The sequence below is a fragment of the Mucilaginibacter sp. genome, from assembly GCF_036568825.1.
Classification (GTDB): Bacteria; Bacteroidota; Bacteroidia; order Sphingobacteriales; family Sphingobacteriaceae; genus Mucilaginibacter.
This window is the reverse complement of record NZ_DATCRU010000097.1, coordinates 1-17,117: the sequence shown is the minus strand read 5'-3', so window position 1 is coordinate 17,117 and position 17,117 is coordinate 1. Positions and strand designations below refer to the sequence as shown.

The 17,117-nt window shown below is 41.8% G+C and carries 14 protein-coding genes; 11 read left to right on the top strand and 3 right to left on the bottom strand.

All coding sequences use genetic code 11. The features are described 5' to 3' along the window. Nucleotides 1-58 precede the first annotated feature (58 nt). From VIM89_RS21680 to VIM89_RS21670, 3 genes are all read right to left on the bottom strand, one after another. Entirely contained in the window at nucleotides 59-295 is a 237-nt protein-coding gene (locus VIM89_RS21680) for a hypothetical protein (protein WP_488158282.1), read from the bottom strand. 97 nt (nucleotides 296-392) lie between these two features. Then, entirely contained in the window at nucleotides 393-2,954 is a 2,562-nt protein-coding gene (locus tag VIM89_RS21675; protein WP_488158281.1) for a TonB-dependent receptor, read from the bottom strand. 219 nt (nucleotides 2,955-3,173) lie between these two features. Beyond that, nucleotides 3,174-3,590 (bottom strand): EamA family transporter, encoded by a 417-nt coding sequence (locus VIM89_RS21670; RefSeq protein ID WP_488158280.1) that lies wholly within the window; start codon nucleotides 3,588-3,590, stop codon nucleotides 3,174-3,176. A 228-nt stretch (nucleotides 3,591-3,818) separates the two neighbouring features. Between VIM89_RS21670 and VIM89_RS21665 the strand changes: the two genes are divergently transcribed. From VIM89_RS21665 to VIM89_RS21615, 11 genes are all read left to right on the top strand, one after another. Then, nucleotides 3,819-4,493, top strand: a complete 675-nt coding sequence (locus VIM89_RS21665; protein WP_488158279.1) for a response regulator transcription factor — start codon at nucleotides 3,819-3,821, stop codon at nucleotides 4,491-4,493. Continuing rightward, nucleotides 4,493-5,785 carry a sensor histidine kinase gene (locus tag VIM89_RS21660; RefSeq protein WP_488158278.1) on the top strand — a complete coding sequence of 431 codons (1,293 nt, stop codon included), beginning with the start codon at nucleotides 4,493-4,495 and terminating at the stop codon, nucleotides 5,783-5,785. The genes VIM89_RS21665 and VIM89_RS21660 overlap by 1 nt, the downstream gene beginning before the upstream one ends. A gap of 73 nt (nucleotides 5,786-5,858) precedes the next feature. After that, on the top strand, nucleotides 5,859-7,094 hold the full coding sequence (locus VIM89_RS21655) for a TolC family protein (RefSeq protein WP_488158277.1): 1,236 nt from the start codon (nucleotides 5,859-5,861) through the stop codon (nucleotides 7,092-7,094). Nucleotide 7,095: 1 nt separating this feature from the next. Beyond that, entirely contained in the window at nucleotides 7,096-8,046 is a 951-nt protein-coding gene (locus tag VIM89_RS21650; protein ID WP_488158276.1) for an efflux RND transporter periplasmic adaptor subunit, read from the top strand. Next, complete coding sequence (locus VIM89_RS21645; protein ID WP_488158275.1) at nucleotides 8,043-11,144, top strand: efflux RND transporter permease subunit; 3,102 nt, start codon at nucleotides 8,043-8,045, stop codon at nucleotides 11,142-11,144. Before VIM89_RS21650 ends, VIM89_RS21645 begins: the two co-directional genes overlap by 4 nt. A gap of 174 nt (nucleotides 11,145-11,318) precedes the next feature. After that, the gene (locus tag VIM89_RS21640) at nucleotides 11,319-12,335 is read left to right on the top strand and encodes a fatty acid desaturase (protein WP_488158274.1); all 1,017 of its coding nucleotides are present in this window, start codon (nucleotides 11,319-11,321) and stop codon (nucleotides 12,333-12,335) included. Between the two features lie 48 nt (nucleotides 12,336-12,383). Then, a complete protein-coding gene (locus VIM89_RS21635; RefSeq protein ID WP_488158273.1) occupies nucleotides 12,384-13,220 on the top strand; it encodes a sterol desaturase family protein in 837 nt (278 codons plus the stop codon). A 14-nt stretch (nucleotides 13,221-13,234) separates the two neighbouring features. Then, entirely contained in the window at nucleotides 13,235-13,852 is a 618-nt protein-coding gene (locus VIM89_RS21630) for an outer membrane beta-barrel protein (RefSeq protein WP_488158272.1), read from the top strand. Nucleotides 13,853-13,921: 69 nt separating this feature from the next. Next, nucleotides 13,922-14,359 carry a hypothetical protein gene (locus VIM89_RS21625; protein ID WP_488158271.1) on the top strand — a complete coding sequence of 146 codons (438 nt, stop codon included), beginning with the start codon at nucleotides 13,922-13,924 and terminating at the stop codon, nucleotides 14,357-14,359. 113 nt (nucleotides 14,360-14,472) lie between these two features. After that, entirely contained in the window at nucleotides 14,473-15,384 is a 912-nt protein-coding gene (locus VIM89_RS21620) for a hypothetical protein (RefSeq protein WP_488158270.1), read from the top strand. A 174-nt stretch (nucleotides 15,385-15,558) separates the two neighbouring features. Continuing rightward, nucleotides 15,559-16,965: a serine hydrolase gene (locus tag VIM89_RS21615; protein ID WP_488158269.1), complete on the top strand. Its 1,407-nt coding sequence runs from the start codon at nucleotides 15,559-15,561 to the stop codon at nucleotides 16,963-16,965. Nucleotides 16,966-17,117: the final 152 nt, after the last annotated feature.

The following is a 17,117-nucleotide window of genomic DNA, read 5'->3' as shown; positions in this document are numbered from 1 at the left end:
AGCAACAAAAAAGCCGCTTAAAGCGGCTTTTTAATATTTGGTATCTGAGATTAAATTATCAATTTCTAAATAACAGCGCGGTTTTTTCCAGTTCCTTTTCGGTGATCTGTTCCGGATCGTGGAATTGTTGTTCAACCAATTCTTTGGGGAACTCGATGCTCCCTCCTGAGGTTTTTACCATTACCCCTTCATCAAACTCTGTATGATTTTTATAACCTCCAATGGCTGGATTGTGCTTTTCTAAACGGATCAATAACTCTACTATAGCGTACGTGGGCAAATTACTTTTGGGCATCGCGCAAAATTACATTAACAATTTAAGAATTAATTATTAATTTTATGTTAACAATTAACTCCAAATTAATGCAATCCTAAACAACCAACAACATTAATTATTTGGTGCCGCCCCTTGTACCAGCACTGCCGCCACCATTATTGTTGTTGCCATTGCCGCCACCGTTGTTACCGCCATTATTCCCGCCATTATCATTGCCCGGCATATCGTTGTTATTGTTGTTATTATCGTCCCTGTTCCTGTCCTTCTTGAACTCCATTTTACCAAACCTGTAGCTCAGGATGATGCCGAAAGAGCGGAATGGTATCTCACGGATATTGGTCTGCGCAAAATCAGTTCCGCTGGTAGTTGATTTCTGGTTAAGATAATTTGCAAACGGATCGGTAGTGGTTAAACCGATGCTTGCCTTCTTGTTCCAGAATTGTTTACGCACTGCCAGGTTGTAGAAAGCAAACACCGGCCTGTTACCCTGGATAGTCCTTTGAGAAGAGTTATAATTAACAAAAGCTTCACCAATCAGGTCATGACCAAAATCATAGCTTGCATTCAGGTTGATGCGATACATAAAACCACTAACCTGCGGGTTACCCGGATTAGTAGTGATCCTGTCGGAGAACATCATGTTAGTACGCAGGTTAAATTGCTTGGTAACCGGTAATGAACCGAATAAACTGATCCCCTCGGTAGTTTCGGTGCCGATATTGTAACGCTGGTTCAGGTACACGTTACTATAAGTTGTACCGTTAAGCGTTAGACTGTCATAATGCGTAGTGTACGATTGCAGGTCGTTGGTATTATACCGATAAAATGCCCCAATGTAAATATTAGCACCCTGCTGGAATGACTTGCTATACCCGAATTCATAATTATGACCTATCTCGGGTTTCAAATTCGGGTTACCTGTGCTGATGTTATGCGGATCGCTGATGTTATAGAAAGGATTTAAGCTTCCATAGTCGGGGCGTTGAATACGGTAGCTGTAACTCAATTTAAACGATTGCGTTTCATCAATTTTATGTGATAACACGATTGATGGCGCCACGGTATTATAAGATGGTATTTGCTGCGCACCGGGGAAGGTAGCTGTTGTGGTTGTATACTCATCCCTCACCCCTGCCTTACCATTGATAAAGTCATTAAAAACTGAAAAAGTGGTAGAAAGATAACCGGCGTATACCTTTCTGTCATAGCTGAACCCATAGGTTTGATTTTGATCGTTCACAAATCCGTTATTAGTGAGCGTGTCTGTAGCCACAGTATTGTTGATATTTTCAAGTACCAATTTTGTACCTGCCTCAATAGTAAATTTTTTGGTTACCGGTTGGGTATAATCGATTGAAATATCTGTTTCATGATCTGTTCCGGGGTTGTTGCTTCTGATCCCGGAATAATTTCCGGTAGCCAAAGAATCAGTTTGCTGAAGGTAATTGGACTTGTTATTCCCGTAACTTGAGTTAAATAAGATATCCAATTCCTGGCCTTCTTTATTAAATGTCTTTTTATAATCCAGGCTGTACTCGAAATATCTGCCCCTGAAACGACTGTCTGAATTTCTCTGACTCAGGATGTCTGATAACACCGTATTAGTGGGTATGTCAATTGTGCTTGATGACTGATTGGTTGGACCATAACCATGATTGGCAAAATAATTATATCCAAACGAAGCCGTTAACGCATCCTTTTTGGTAATATCCCAGTTGAAACTGATACCCGAATGAAAGCCGCCACGGGTAAAAGAACTGCTACCATTCTGATATAAGTCGGTAAGGGTATTACCGTTGTATGATTTGTTATCAGAAGTATTAATAGTAGTACTATTGATCTGTTCGCCACCACCAAAAAATGCATTCACGCCGAAATTGCCTTTGCGTGCGTTCAGGTTGAAGTTGCCGTTCTCGCGGCGTGTACCGGCTGAAAGGTTAAAATTGCCGTTCACACCTTCTACCTTGCTATCTTTTAAAACGATATTGATGATACCGCCGGTACCATTTGCATCGTATTTGGCACCGGGGCTGGTGATCACCTCGATGGCTTTAATTTGCGTCGCAGGGATAGACTGTAATGCATCGGCCAAACTTGCACCAAATATGCTCGATGGTTTGCCATTGATCAGGAAGCGAATGTTGGAATTGCCCTGCAACTGCACGTTACCATCAACATCCACAGTAACTTGTGGCACTTTCTGCAGCACATCTGATGCTGTACCGCTCTGCGAGGTAAGGTCATTTGCCACATTAAAAACCATTTTATCGATCTTATTTTGTACAACCGGCGCCTTTGCCACAATATCGACAGATTTTAGCTGGGTTTGAATTGGCTCAAGGGCTATTGTACCAAGAGAGATATTAGGAGTAGCATTATTGATGCTCAGATGATCAATAATTTTCTTCTTATACCCCATGAAATCAACCGATACGACATAATCGCCGGGATTAACATTCACGAGAGTGAAGTTACCTTTGGGATCAGTTGATACACCATCGAATGGGCTTGTTGCCCCGGCTTTTGAAATACTTACTGTAGCGTAGTCAACTGGTTGTTTAGTAACAGCATCGATCACTTTACCGCTTATGCGGCCTTTCGGATTGTTGTATGGCTGCGCGTTTACAATTGTTGAAGAACAAACAAAAAATAATAATACTATAATAATATATCGCATAATCTGGTTATCACTGATCTTTAAAATCGGGCGAAAATGGTCAGAAATTTTGGATTAAATCTGATTGTTAATTAATTGTAGTGTGATTTTTACACAAATTACAGAGGGATATGACAATCGTATAAATACAAAACAATAATCAACTCTATACCAAACGGTTAATAATAAAGAAATGATTTATCTTATTTGTAACAATGATAATGGAAAGCTAACGGTTAGTTATTTTAAAATGAGTACAAGGGTTCCGGAAATAATGAGCAAGGCACCGACAGCTGACCATAATGTGATTGATTCCTTGAGAAAAATGGCTGATAATATGATAGCCAGGGCAACGCTCAGCTTATCAACGGGTGCAACCTGCGATACATTACCCACCTGCAATGCTTTGAAGTAAAAAATCCACGATAAGCCTGTGGCGCAACCTGACAGCACCAGAAAAGCCCAGTTTGTTTTGCTGAGCGCACCCATGTTTTCAGCGCTTCCCTTATATAAGGCTATCGACCAGGCAATGATCAGTATAATAACGGTACGTATGGCAGTTGCCAGGTCGCTATCGACACCCTTGATACCAATTTTTGCAAATATTGCAGTTAATGCCGCAAAAGCCGCTGAAAGTAAAGCATATATCCACCACATGGGTTGTTTTAATTAGTGAATTAGTGAGTTAGTGAATGGTTGATTGAGTTAGATTAAGTTGATTAAGTTTAAAGAGCCGAACTACTTCAACCATTACAACCTCTACAACCTCTACAACCAATACAACCAATACAACCACCCCCAAATCTACCAATACATCCTGTACAAAATCTATCGCTACCAAATGTATTCAGAATTGAGTTTGTATTTTTATCGAAAATTGACCGGATGAAGATACTGATCATTGAGGATGAAAAAGGGCTGCGCGAAAGTATTGAGGAATACTTTACTGAGGCCGGTAATATTTGCGAAACCGCATCCAACTACCCGGAAGCGATGGCCAAGGTAAATATATACAGCTATGACTGCATTTTACTGGATATCACCCTGCCGGGAGGCAGCGGTATAGAAATTTTAAAATATCTTAAGAAGAATAATAATAGCGATGGCGTACTGATCATTTCAGCAAAGAACTCCCTGGATGACCGCCTGGAAGGCCTTGATCTGGGCGCCGATGATTACCTGGTAAAGCCATTTCACCTGTCGGAATTGCGGGCCCGGGTGACTGCCATCATCCGCCGCAAAACTTTTAACGGCAGTAACCAGCTTATATTTAACGAGATCAATATCGATCTGCTGGCAAAAACAGCAAAAGTGAACGATCAGTCTGTTAAACTTACACGGAAGGAATATGCGTTGCTTTTGTATTTCATTGCTAATAAAGGAAAAGTGGTTTCAAAAAATGCGATAGCCGAGCACCTTTGGGGCGATGGCATGGATTTGGCTAATAATTTTGACTTTATTTACTCTCATATTAAAAACCTCAGAAAAAAATTAATTGAGGCAGGAAGTAATGATTATATTCAGGCGGCTTATGGCATGGGCTATAAGTTTACCAGCTAATGAAACTCATTACCCGATACAATCGCGTTAATTTGCTTACCACTGTTGTGGTGATGCTGATAACAGGTATTATTTATTACCAGGCCATCAGCTTAATACTGATCAGTCAACTGGAGAAAGATCTGGTGGTTGAAGAAAACGAGATATTTGACTATGTAAGCCTAAACCACCAACTACCACAAGTCTTTAAGTCAAACGATCAGCAAATCACTTTCACCGAAGCTGAGCCCGGCTCTGTAAAACGGGAATTTATTAATACCGTTTACCGCAATAACGACAACGTTAAATATGCAAAAAGACATCATCACCATCATGACGATGACGATGAATTTGAAACAGGCCGCGGATTGATCACATCGGTTACCGTTGGTAACAAGTATTATAAGGTATTGGTAGTGGTATCGACGGTGGAAGCCGAAGATCTTATAAAGATTATTTTTGGCATAACCGCCGGTGTTATATTGCTACTCTTTGTCACGTTATATGTGACCAACAGGTTACTCCTGAACCGGCTATGGCAGCCTTTCTATGATCTGCTGAAAGAGCTCCGGCTTTTTAATATTACCGATAACAAGGATATCCCGCTTGAGAAAACCAATATTGATGAGTTTGAAGAACTGAATCAGGCGATCATAGGGATGTCGACCAGGGTTAAGAGTGATTACAAAGAGCTAAAGACTTTTACAGAGAATGCCTCGCACGAGTTGCTCACTCCTATCGCAGTTATCAATTCCAAAATGGATACATTGATACAGACTGACACCTTTACCCAGAAGCAAAGCAAATTATTGAACGATCTGTACAGCGCGGTATCCAAACTCACCCGGTTAAATCAATCGTTGCTTTTATTGGTGAAAATCGAGAACAGGTTACTGGAAAGCAATGAACATATTAATCTGAAACAACATATTGAAGAGTTGCTCATTCAATTTGAAGAGATATTCCTGGACAAGGGATTAAAGGTGACCACTGATCTTTTAGAAAAAGAAGTAGTTGCCAGCACCTATCTTATAGATATATTATTAAATAACTTGCTGGGAAATGCCATAAGGCATAACCGTGTAGGCGGAGAGATCAGGATAAAGCTGACTGACGAATTATTGACTATCCGGAATACCGGGGCAACCGGAGCCCTGGAGCGTAACGAAATATTTACACGCTTTCACAAATCGAGCGAATCTGAAGGAAGCGGGCTTGGGCTCACTATTTCAAGGCAAATCTGTGAGAATTTAAACTTCACGTTAAATTACAGTTATCAAGCGCCATATCACACTTTTACGGTCAATTTTTGAAGCTTGCGTCCTAAATTTATACAGAATTAAATTTTTACTTTAGCAAAACTAACGCAATCACATTGATAGGTAGATGAAGTGGCTCACCTGTATAACCATATGTATATTCTCTTTTTCTGTTTCGCAGGCGCAAGTCAATTCATTAGACCATTACCTTGAAATAGCGAAGAACAATAGCCCCCTTTTGAAAGACCTGCACAACCAGGTTGCCTTAAACCAACAGGACAGCCTACGGTTGATGGCAGGGTTTAAACCACAGGTAAATTTAACCAGCGCAGGGCTGTATGCCCCAACCATTAATGGCTATGGCTATGCCTCTCCCATTACCAACGAGCATACTTTAAACGGTTTGGTTGGGGTAAACCAGGCTATTGTGAGTAAGAATAATATCAAATCGCAGGTTGAAGCGATCAATTTGCAATCGCAATCGCTTAATAATTCAGCAAAAATATCTGAACAGGATTTAAAGAAAGTCATAACCGGGCAATACATCACTGCCTATGGCGACCAGCAGCAGGTGAAATTCAACCAGGAAATTATTAGCCTCCTGACCAATGAGGAAGAAGTCCTGAAAAAGCTGACACGGGCGAACGTGTATCGTCAGAGCGATTATCTTACCTTCCTGGTTACCTTAAAACAGCAGCAATTGCAGCTTGCACAGGCTCGGTTATTATTCAAAAATGACTACGCTACTTTAAATTACCTTACGGGAATTGCGGATACTACCACTGTAGAATTAGCAGAGCCCAACCTGGAAAGAGGTTTACCACCAGATATCAATTCAAGCGTTTTTTTCAGGCAATACAAGCTGGATAGCTTAAAACTAGTGAACAGCAAACAGCAGATCGATTTCAGTTATAAACCAAAAGCAAACGCATTCGCCGATGCAGGTTATAACAGCGATTTTATGGGCCAGGCCTGGAAGAATTTTGGCACCAGTATAGGTTTCAGTTTGTCGGTACCGATCTATGACGGCGGTCAGCGTAAAATGCAGTATAAAAAATTGTCGTTGCAGGAAGAAACGCGCCAGACTTACAAAGCGTTTTTTAATACACAATATAAACAGCAGATAGCGCAGCTGAATCAACAGATCAGCGAAAATGAGAAACTGATGCCGCAGATACTGGATCAGATCAAATATTCGGAGGGCCTGATAAAGGTTGATACCCAGCTTCTGCAGACCGGCGATGTTAAAATAGCCGATCTGATACTGGCCATTAACAATTATTTGGCTGTACGAAACCTAAAGACACAAACCATTATCAACAAACTGCAACTGATCAATCAGTTAAATTACTGGAACAGGTAACATGAAAATATTAACCAGATACCCGGCTATTAAATGCCTGTTCGCAGCAGCAGGTATTTCGCTGTGCCTTGGCTCGTGCAAAAGCAATACCAAGGCCGAGGGTGATGACGATGCCAACGTAAAAGCGCAGACACCTGTAACGGTTACCACCGTCGACCAGAGTTCGCTTACCGATTATATCGACCTGAATGCCACTTCGGTTTTTCAGCAGAAGAACTATATCAAATCAAACGCCAATGGTTATATACAACAGGCCAGTGCATTGCCGGGTCATTTTGTAAATAAGGGGGATGTGCTCTTTACTGTAAAAACCAAAGAAGCGCAGGCCATTGGTAATAGTATCAATGTGCTGGATACAACGCTGAAATTTTCTGGCGTCAACAAAATCAAATCGCCAGGGCCGGGTTATGTGAGCCAGTTAAACCACCAAACCGGCGACTATGTGCAGGACGGCGAGGCGTTAGCCACCATCAGCGACCGCTCAAGCTTTGTGTTCGTGATGCAAATGCCTTACGAGCTGCGCCAGTTTGTTAAACAGGGTCAAAACATCCAGCTTACCTTACCGGGCGGGCAAACCGTGAGCAGCCATGTAGCCTCTTTTATGCCATCGGTTGATACCGTGGCGCAAACCCAGGGTGTGGTTTTGAAACTAAACTCGGACGATCAGATACCGGAAAATTTGGTTGCTAAAGCACGCATTGTAAAATCAGAAAAAAAGAACACGACATCCTTGCCAAAGGAAGCACTGCTTGCCAACGAAACTCAAACCGAGTTTTGGGTAATGAAACTCATCAATCCTACCACGGCTGTGAAAGTGCCGGTAACTAAGGGAATCGAGATGGGCGACCGGGTGGAGATATTATCGCCAAAATTTTCTACTGAGGATAAAATTGTTGTGACCGGGAATTATGGTTTGCCTGATACCGCTAAAGTTAAGATCGTAAAACAATGACCAAGAGGCCGCTACAGGATTTCTTTATATCGCACAAAAAGCCCCTTAGTTTGGTGCTGGCCATTGTAATTATGGGCGGTTTGTATGCTTATTCTAAATTACAAACATCATTATTTCCGGAGATCACATTTCCAAAGATCAAGATCATAGCTGATGAAGGCTTGCAGCCGGTAAACAAAATGATGGTAACGGTTACCAAACCGTTGGAGAATGCCATTAAGCAGGTTCCCGATCTGAAGACTGTGCGCAGTACCACCAGTCGCGGCAGTTGCGAAATATCCGCCTTTATGAGTTGGGATGCGGATATTGATCTTTCGCTGCAAAGGATACAAACCAGTATCGACCAGATAAAAAACGATTTGCCTGCCGATGTCAACATATCGGTGGCTAAAATGAACCCTTCAATATTACCGGTGAGCGGTTATACACTGGAGAGCCATACCAAAACGCCTATAGAACTTCGGCAACTAGCAACCTATACGGTTAAACCTTTCCTGTCACAAGTGGATGGTATTTCAGAGATCAGGGTAATTGGCGGTAAGGCAAAAGAATACTGGCTATCGCTGAACAAGCAGAAAATGAGCTCGCTTGGCCTTACGCCGGATATCATCAACACTACACTAACCAATACCAACTTTGTAAAATCAGAAGGCTATCTTTCCGATTATAGCCGGTTCTACCTTACCGTTACCGACGCTACCATTAATGCGAAAGATCAGTTAGCCGACCTGGTGATCAGCAATAACCGTAAGCGTGTGGTACGGCTGAAAGACTTTGCAGATATCTCCGTTCAGGAAGGGATCGAGTATACCAAGATCAATGCCAACGGGCGCGATGGGGTGCTTATCGCGGTGATTAAACAGCCTAATACCAACCTGGTATCCCTGTCGGCAGATATGGATGCTAAGGTAGAGGATCTGAAAAAAATTCTGCCTCACGATGTTACCATCAAACCCTATTATATCCAGGCTGATTTTGTAAACGACTCAATCAGGAGCGTAACCGATAGCCTTTGGATAGGTTTATTGCTGGCCATCATTGTCGCCATTATTTTCCTGCGTTCGTTAAAGGCAAGCGCCACTATTTTAATCACCATACCTATTACCATCTGCCTAAGCCTCATCGTGCTTTATGCCATTGGCTACACCTTTAATATTATGACGCTGGGTGCTATAGCTGCGGCAATAGGTTTGATCATAGACGACGCCATAGTTGTGGTTGAGCAGATACACCGGACCCATGAGGAGCATCCCGAAGAGCATACCTTAAAGTTGCTGCAAAAGGCAATCGATTATCTTTTCCCTGCAATGGTGGGTTCGTCTATCAGTACTATCGTGATATTTATTCCTTTTGTGCTGATGAGCGGTGTGGCGGGAGCTTATTTTAAGGTGCTCACCAATACCATGATCATCACCCTGGTGTGTTCATTCTTTGTTACCTGGATTGGCTTGCCGGTGATCTATCTTTTACTCACCAGGAAGAAGCGCCGTGATCCGAAAGAAGCCAGGGAAGAAAAACATCATGTCAAAAAACAGAAATGGGTTTCGTGGTTTATCCTTCGTCCATGGTTGAGCCTGGCTATTGTAGGTGGACTGGTCGCCGTGCTGATAATCGTACCAAAATTGCTTGAAAGTGGTTTTCTGCCCGAAATGGATGAAGGCAGTATTGTGCTCGATTATACTTCACCACCGGGTACTTCGCTGGAGGAAACCGACCGCATGCTGCACCAGGTAGAAAAGATCATAACCGCTCAGCCCGAAGTTGAGGCTTATTCAAGACGTACCGGCACCCAAATGGGCTTTTTTATCACCGAACCGAATACCGGCGATTACCTGATACAACTGAAGAAAGAAAGGGATAAAACTACCGAAGAAGTAATAAGTGATCTACGTCAGAAAATTGCATCAACTCAACCCGCGTTACGAATTGATTTCGGCCAGGTAATAACAGATATGCTGGGCGACCTGATGACGTCAACCCAACCTATCGAAATAAAGGTATTTGGTGACGATCAGCAAAAATTACATGATCTGTCTAAACAAATTGCTGATGCCACCGGATCTGTAAAAGGTACCGCCGACGTATTCGATGGCATTGTAATAGCAGGGCCATCTGTTAGTATCGATCCGCATTACAGCAAGCTGGCCCAGTATAACATTACCCCTACCAGTCTGCAATTTCAATTACAAAATGCTTTGCAAGGAAATATTATAGGTAATTTGCTTGAACGCGAGCAGTTATCCCCTATCCGGATGGTTTATCCTGGCAATAAAAACCTGCGTGTAGATGATATTAAGAGTCAAACCATTTTTACGCCGTCTGGTAAGCTAATACCGATAACCGAGTTAGCATCTGTAGAACTAAAGCCCGGTGAAGCAGAAGTAAACCGCGAGAACCTGCAATCAATGGGCGTAATTTCAGCACGCCTGGAAAATGCCACCATAGGTACCGTGATACCTGCGATACAAAAAAGCATTGCTGAGAAAGTAAGTTTACCGGAAGGCTATCATATCGAATATGGCGGCGATTATGCACAGCAACAGCAATCGTTTAAAGAGCTATTGATGATCCTGATCACAGCCAGTCTGCTCGTGTTTGGCGTTATTCTGTTCCTGTTCAAACAATTCAGGATTGCATTCCTCATCCTTGTAATTGCCGTATTAGGTACTGCAGGCAGTTTATTGGCACTTTATGTTACCAGGACACCGCTAAACGTGGGCAGCTACACCGGACTGATCATGATCGTGGGTATTATTGGGGAGAATGCAATTTTCACCTTCCTGCAGTTTAAACAACGGGCGCTGGAGAATTTGTGCGAAGTGAATACACCGACAGGCGACTGTGTGAATGAGGCGATTATATTTTCTATTTCTACCCGTTTACGGCCAAAGTTAATGACAGCGCTCGGAGCCATTATTGCATTGATGCCGCTGGCATTAGGCATAGGGGCCGGAGCGCAATTGCATCAACCGCTGGCTATTGCGGTTATTGGCGGCTTTCTTGTGGCATTGCCTTTATTGCTCATCGTATTACCCAGTGCACTCAGGATATTATACAAAAAAGGACAGTTCCATACACCGCACCACAACTATTTGTAATAAAAATGTAAATAAAACAGTTTTGTTACAGAATTAACTTCTATATTTAGAAACTGTAGGTTTAGTTTTTCCTTCTGAAAAATTTCAATTGGATATAACTTAAGCAACAATTCAACGTTAAAATACGAAATAAATTTAACTAAATTTTAATAAAAGCGAAGGCAAACGAAGCTCATGGCAAGAAAAACTGATTTTATCCATTCTACCGAATCTGAACCGCATCGCATCCGCACCAAAAAAATTCTCAAGCAATTTCCTGACCTGAGAAACCTGATAGGTAAAAACCCTTCGACTATATTCGCTATCATCGGACTGGTTCTTTTCCAGGTAGTTGGAGCATACCTATTGCGCGATCAATCCTGGTGGCTGGTATTTGGTGCTGCGTATTTATTAGGTGCTTTTGCCGACCATGCGTTGTTTGTAATGATACACGAGTGCACGCACCAGTTATTATTTAAAAACCGGAATGCCAATCGTTGGGCGGCTTTACTTTCTAATTTACCGCAGATATTGCCAAGCGCTATTTCGTTCGAGAAATATCATATCAAACATCACTCTTTCCAGGGAGTACACGAATTGGACGCCGACTTGCCAAACAAATGGGAAGCAAAACTGATCAATAACTACTTTATTGGTAAGATGCTTTGGTTATTCTTCTTCCCGGTATTCCAGATATTTCGTTTGTCGAGGTTAAAGGAAATTCACCCTATTGATGGATGGATCGTTACTAATTTTCTTACACAGGCTATTTTTACCGCCGCAATTTGGTATTTCTTCGGATTTCATGCGATAGGATTTCTGTTCCTGAGCTTTTGGTTTTCAATTGGTCTGCATCCACTAGGTGCAAGATGGATACAGGAACATTATCTTACTTTTAAAACTGAGCAGGAAACCTTTAGCTATTATGGCTCATGGAATACCGTTGCATTTAACGTAGGTTTCCATAATGAGCATCACGACTTTCCTTCTATTCCATGGAACAAGTTGCCTGAGATCAGAAAAACTGCACCTGAATATTATGATACGCTGAAATACCATACTTCGTGGACAAAGCTGTTTTTCCAGTTCCTTTTTGATAAAGAAGTTTCCCTGTTTAACAGGATCATCAGAAAAGAACGTGGTAAAGTGAAACTTACTGATACAGCGAAACCCGATGTTGAGCTGCCGCAAATGGAATTGCAGGAATTGTAAATAAAATATATTTTAGCCGCCACTTATTTTTGCCCCTATTAATTGACTATGCATAGTCTACGCACTTTGTTTTCGACGCATGAGGATGCTGCACAAATTATCCTTTATGCAACTGTTATTACCTCATTATGGCTTGCCGAATTGCTTGTTTCAACCAACGGGGCAATATCCAAGCTTAAACATTCATCGGTTAACCTGACTTTCATTTTCACGGCTTTGCCGGTGCAGCTTTCGCTCACTACTTTTATCATCATTATTTGCAATTGGGCTAATTTGCACCATTGGGGATTGCTTAACCTGGTGCATTGGCATACCAGGAATTGGCTATATTATATTGTCGCCTTTGTATTGCTTGATCTGTGCGAGTATACCTACCACGTGATCATGCATAAGGTGGATACGCTATGGAAATTCCACCTGGTGCACCATAGTGATCTGAAAGTTGATGTTTCGACTACTACAAGGGAACATCCGGGAGAAACCTTCGTCCGCACCTGCTTCCTGATGCTTTGGGTAACTATACTGGGCCCGGTGATCGGCGTACTGATCATCAGGCAGATATTCCAGACATTTTCAAATATCATTGCCCATACCGAGTTCAGGCTATCAGACAAAGCCAATAAAATCGTTGGACTGATATTCATCACTCCAAACCTGCACCATGTGCATCACCATTACCGGCTGCCTTATACCGATTGCAATTACGGCGATGTGTTAAGCATTTGGGACAGACTATTCGGCACATTTGAAGAACTGGACAGAGAAGATACCTGCTTTGGTATCGATACCCATATGGACGAAAAGATCAACGGAAGATTTTTGAATATTGTGAAGATCCCTTTCCAAAAGCTGGAACGCAAAAAATACCACGACGACGTTTTATAAACTAACCATAAATTATGCTGGTTAACAGGAGATTTATTCTGCTGATCGCTATTGTTATTGCTGCTGTAACGAAGGTACATGCCCAGGTTGAAGATATTTCCTCAAGATTTTACTTCCCGGGTTCACTTGGGATAGGTTTTCCCTTGACCAACGGGCACACTCATCTTAATGATGGCCTGACAATAAACACGGCTATTGAATACCGCCCTACTTATAGTAACGACGTGTTTTTCAGGATAGATTATGATGCATTGAATAATAACTATACCAGTTATTCACAAAATATCCCGACCAATATTGTACAGGGAAAGCTGCCTACTGATTTTCTGATCGTTGGAGCAGGTTACCGCAGTAACTTTGGCAGATGGGCATTATACGGCATTTTGCAGCCGGGGCTTGGCATGCACTCATTTAACCTGGCTGTGAACACGCCAAATGGGGTGATGCTGCGTACCATTTCCAATACTCGTGTGGCGTTAAAAGCCGATGCGGGGATTGAATATTATATCACCCATCACTTCGCTGCAGTTTTTGATCCTTCATTTTATAAGATATTCTCGCACAGTGGTTTTAACATATCGCACTCGCAATTTGGGGCCTTCAATATCGGTATAACGACCACTATTTTTTGATAAAAATTTTAGTATTTTACTTGCAATTCTGGTATAAGTTTATTTATATTTGCTAATATATTTAGTATTATGAATAGGATAACAACAGCAGAGCAGCTACTAATTTTTAGCCGCTATTTAGGCCAGCAGGTAGTAATTAAGAGCCTATTGAACGAGGATAATGAAGTGATAGGCACGCTGAAAGGCATAAGGCAAAATGCTTTGCTGGTTGACATTGACGAAGTAAATCGCTGGATACCTTTAAATGATAATTTTAATATCTGCGAGGTAAGATTGTTGTTAAAGCCATTAAAGAAATTAACCACTTCTATCATTAATACTGCAAATAGCTTACCCGTACAGGCATTCATCACTCCCTATTACCAGCAATTGGGGTTTGATATGCCGGTGTTTATTTCTCCCGGTCACCCATGCAATTGCAAATATGTGCAGGAACTTGATCTTGCTGATTATCGTACTGCTGCTGAGATATTGAGCAGTCATCGTCCTATGGTAATGGTCCGCTAAGTGTAAATAAATTTCTGATTGTAAAACATATACCCTACCTCTACCGTTCTAAACCGGATCAGGCAAAGTTTCAGTTTAATGTTCTTTTGTCTGATCTTTGTGTTTAGAATTACATGAGCCGCCGGAAAAAAATAAAGATCATACTCCCCCTGGTATTCATCCTGTTTTTGGGTGCTTATGCCGAGCACAAGCATGTGCAACAAAAACTAAATGTAACCGGTCATTTGCAGGATAAGCAAATGGACGAGATCTCTGGCATAGCGGCGTCGGCTATTCATCAGGGCATTTTTTATGTACATAACGATAGCGGCGATACCAGTCGCTTTTTTGCTATTACTCCGCAGGGAAATATAAAATCGGTGATCTATTATAAAGGCGACCCAAAAGAAAAGCAGGGTGTACGTGATGTTGAGGATATAGCCGTAGGCCCGGGACCACTAAAAGGCAAAAGTTATGTGTACATGGGCGATATTGGCGACAACGATGCCTGGCGAAGATACATTACTGTTTACCGTATCGAGGAACAAAAATCATGGATCGGAAAGGATAGCATTATACAGGCGAACGCTGTTCCGATACATTTCAGGTATCCTGATAGCCCCCGTGACGCGGAAACGCTGATGGTCGATCCAATTGAAAAGTTGCTTTATATTGTTTCCAAGCGTTCTGACTCAGTTACCGTATATACTTCTCCACTTAATTTTAAACCAAATGATACTGTAACACTAACCAAACGCTGCAAACTATACTTCAGCGGATTCCGCCCATTCAAATGGATCACTGCCGGGGATATTTCGAGAGATGGTCAACAAGTACTACTAAAAGACTATGTAAAAGTTTACTATTGGAAACGTAACGGCAACGAGCCTATTTGGAAAACGATGCAGAGAAAACCAGAAGCCCTACCTTATCAGCAAGAAAAGCAAGGCGAGGCAATCGGATTTACATTGGATGGCAAAGGTTATTATGTTACCAGCGAGGGTGTCTTCGCTCCTATCTATTACTATAATACGCCGGAGAAATAATTCTCAAAGCAAGCAACATCTTATTATTCACTTCATCTTATGAATATTAACGGACACTTGCTGTTCGCTAACGATACATTTGCATTGATCAAAATCGATGCAACAGATTCGTAATCAAATCAATATAAAATCGGCATAAATTTTTATAGTAACTCTTTATAACCATTCACACATATGAAAAGATTTATCTGCGGTCTTGCTTTCATGATGCTTACCTGTATATCAGCATTTGGCCAGGAAGAAAAATTAACCAGCCTACTAAAAGATTACGGTATCCCCGGAATGCAGTTAGTTTGCATCAAAGGCAATAAAACTCAAAACTTTAATTTGGGCGTTATCAGCAAAGGATCGGATAAGAAAGTCACCTCCAATACGGTTTTCGAGGCCGCATCGTTGAGTAAATGTGTGTTTTCTTACATCGTGATGCGTTTGTATGACCGCGGCGTTATCGATCTGGATAAATCGCTGATGGATTATATGGGAAGCTATGATCGCTTTGATCCCAACGATCCGCGCTATGCCAAAATAACGGCAAGAATGGTATTGCGACACACCACCGGTTTGCCTAACTGGGGTGATGATAAATCTGCCAAACTTATTTTTACACCAGATAGCACCTTTTCGTATTCAGGGGAAGGATTCCAATACCTGCAACATGTGGTTGAAAAGCTGACCAATAAATCGTTAAATGAGCTGGCGCAGGAAGAAGTGTTTACGCCGCTTGGTATGACTAACTCCAGCTATGCCTGGACTGATAAGTTTAATACGGAAGCGGCATTTGGCAATAGTCCTGATGCAATTAATCGGCACAAAAATCAGATGGCAGCTGCCAGCCTGCTCACCTGCGCCAGCGACTATGCACGTTTTTTGCAGGCACTGATAAACGGTGTTGGATTAAAGCCCGAAACACAAAAAATGATGTTCACCACAGCATCAAACGCGGATTGGTTTAAGCATAATATTGATGCCGAAACTAAAAAGCATATCATGTGGGGTCTTGGTGTTGGCTTACAGGAAAATGAAACCGGCAAATGGATATGGCATTGGGGCGACAATGGTGATTTTAAAGCTTTTTATATTGCCAATCCGGAGAAGAAAGAGATACTGGTTTATTTTACCTACTCCACCTGGGGGCTGCATATTACTACAGATGTTCTGAACGAATTCTTCCCTAACCAAACCTGGTGGCCATGTCTGTGGACAGGCTACCAATTTCATGAGTTGAAAAGAATGGAAGCATTTATGAAGAATCTGAGAAAAGAGGGTTATGATCATGCTACTGAAATAGCCGATAGGATGAAAGAAAAGGATAGCGGTTTTAACTTACCCGAAGATGATGTTAACGACCTCGGTTTTATCCTGATGCGTGACGATAAGAAAAATGAGGCTGTTGAGATATTCAAATTTAACCTGGCTAAGTTTCCTAATAGTGCCAACGCCTACGATAGTTTAGCCGAAGGCTATGAAGCTGCAGGGGAAAAGGAGTTAGCTGTTAAAAACTTTAAAAAAGCCGTCGAGTTGAATCCGAAGAATACTTATGCTGCGGATCGGATTAAGGAGTTGGAGAAGGCAGGGAAGTAATTAAGAAAAGCTTGTCATCCTATGTTTGTGGATAGGATAAAAACAATGTGAGTTAAGAGTAGATTTAGTGCAGAAGAAAAGGGTAAAGAAAAAGATTACGATTTGTCATTGGCTGTAGGAAGCCGTTCGGAATGCTAATCACTTTACCCCTT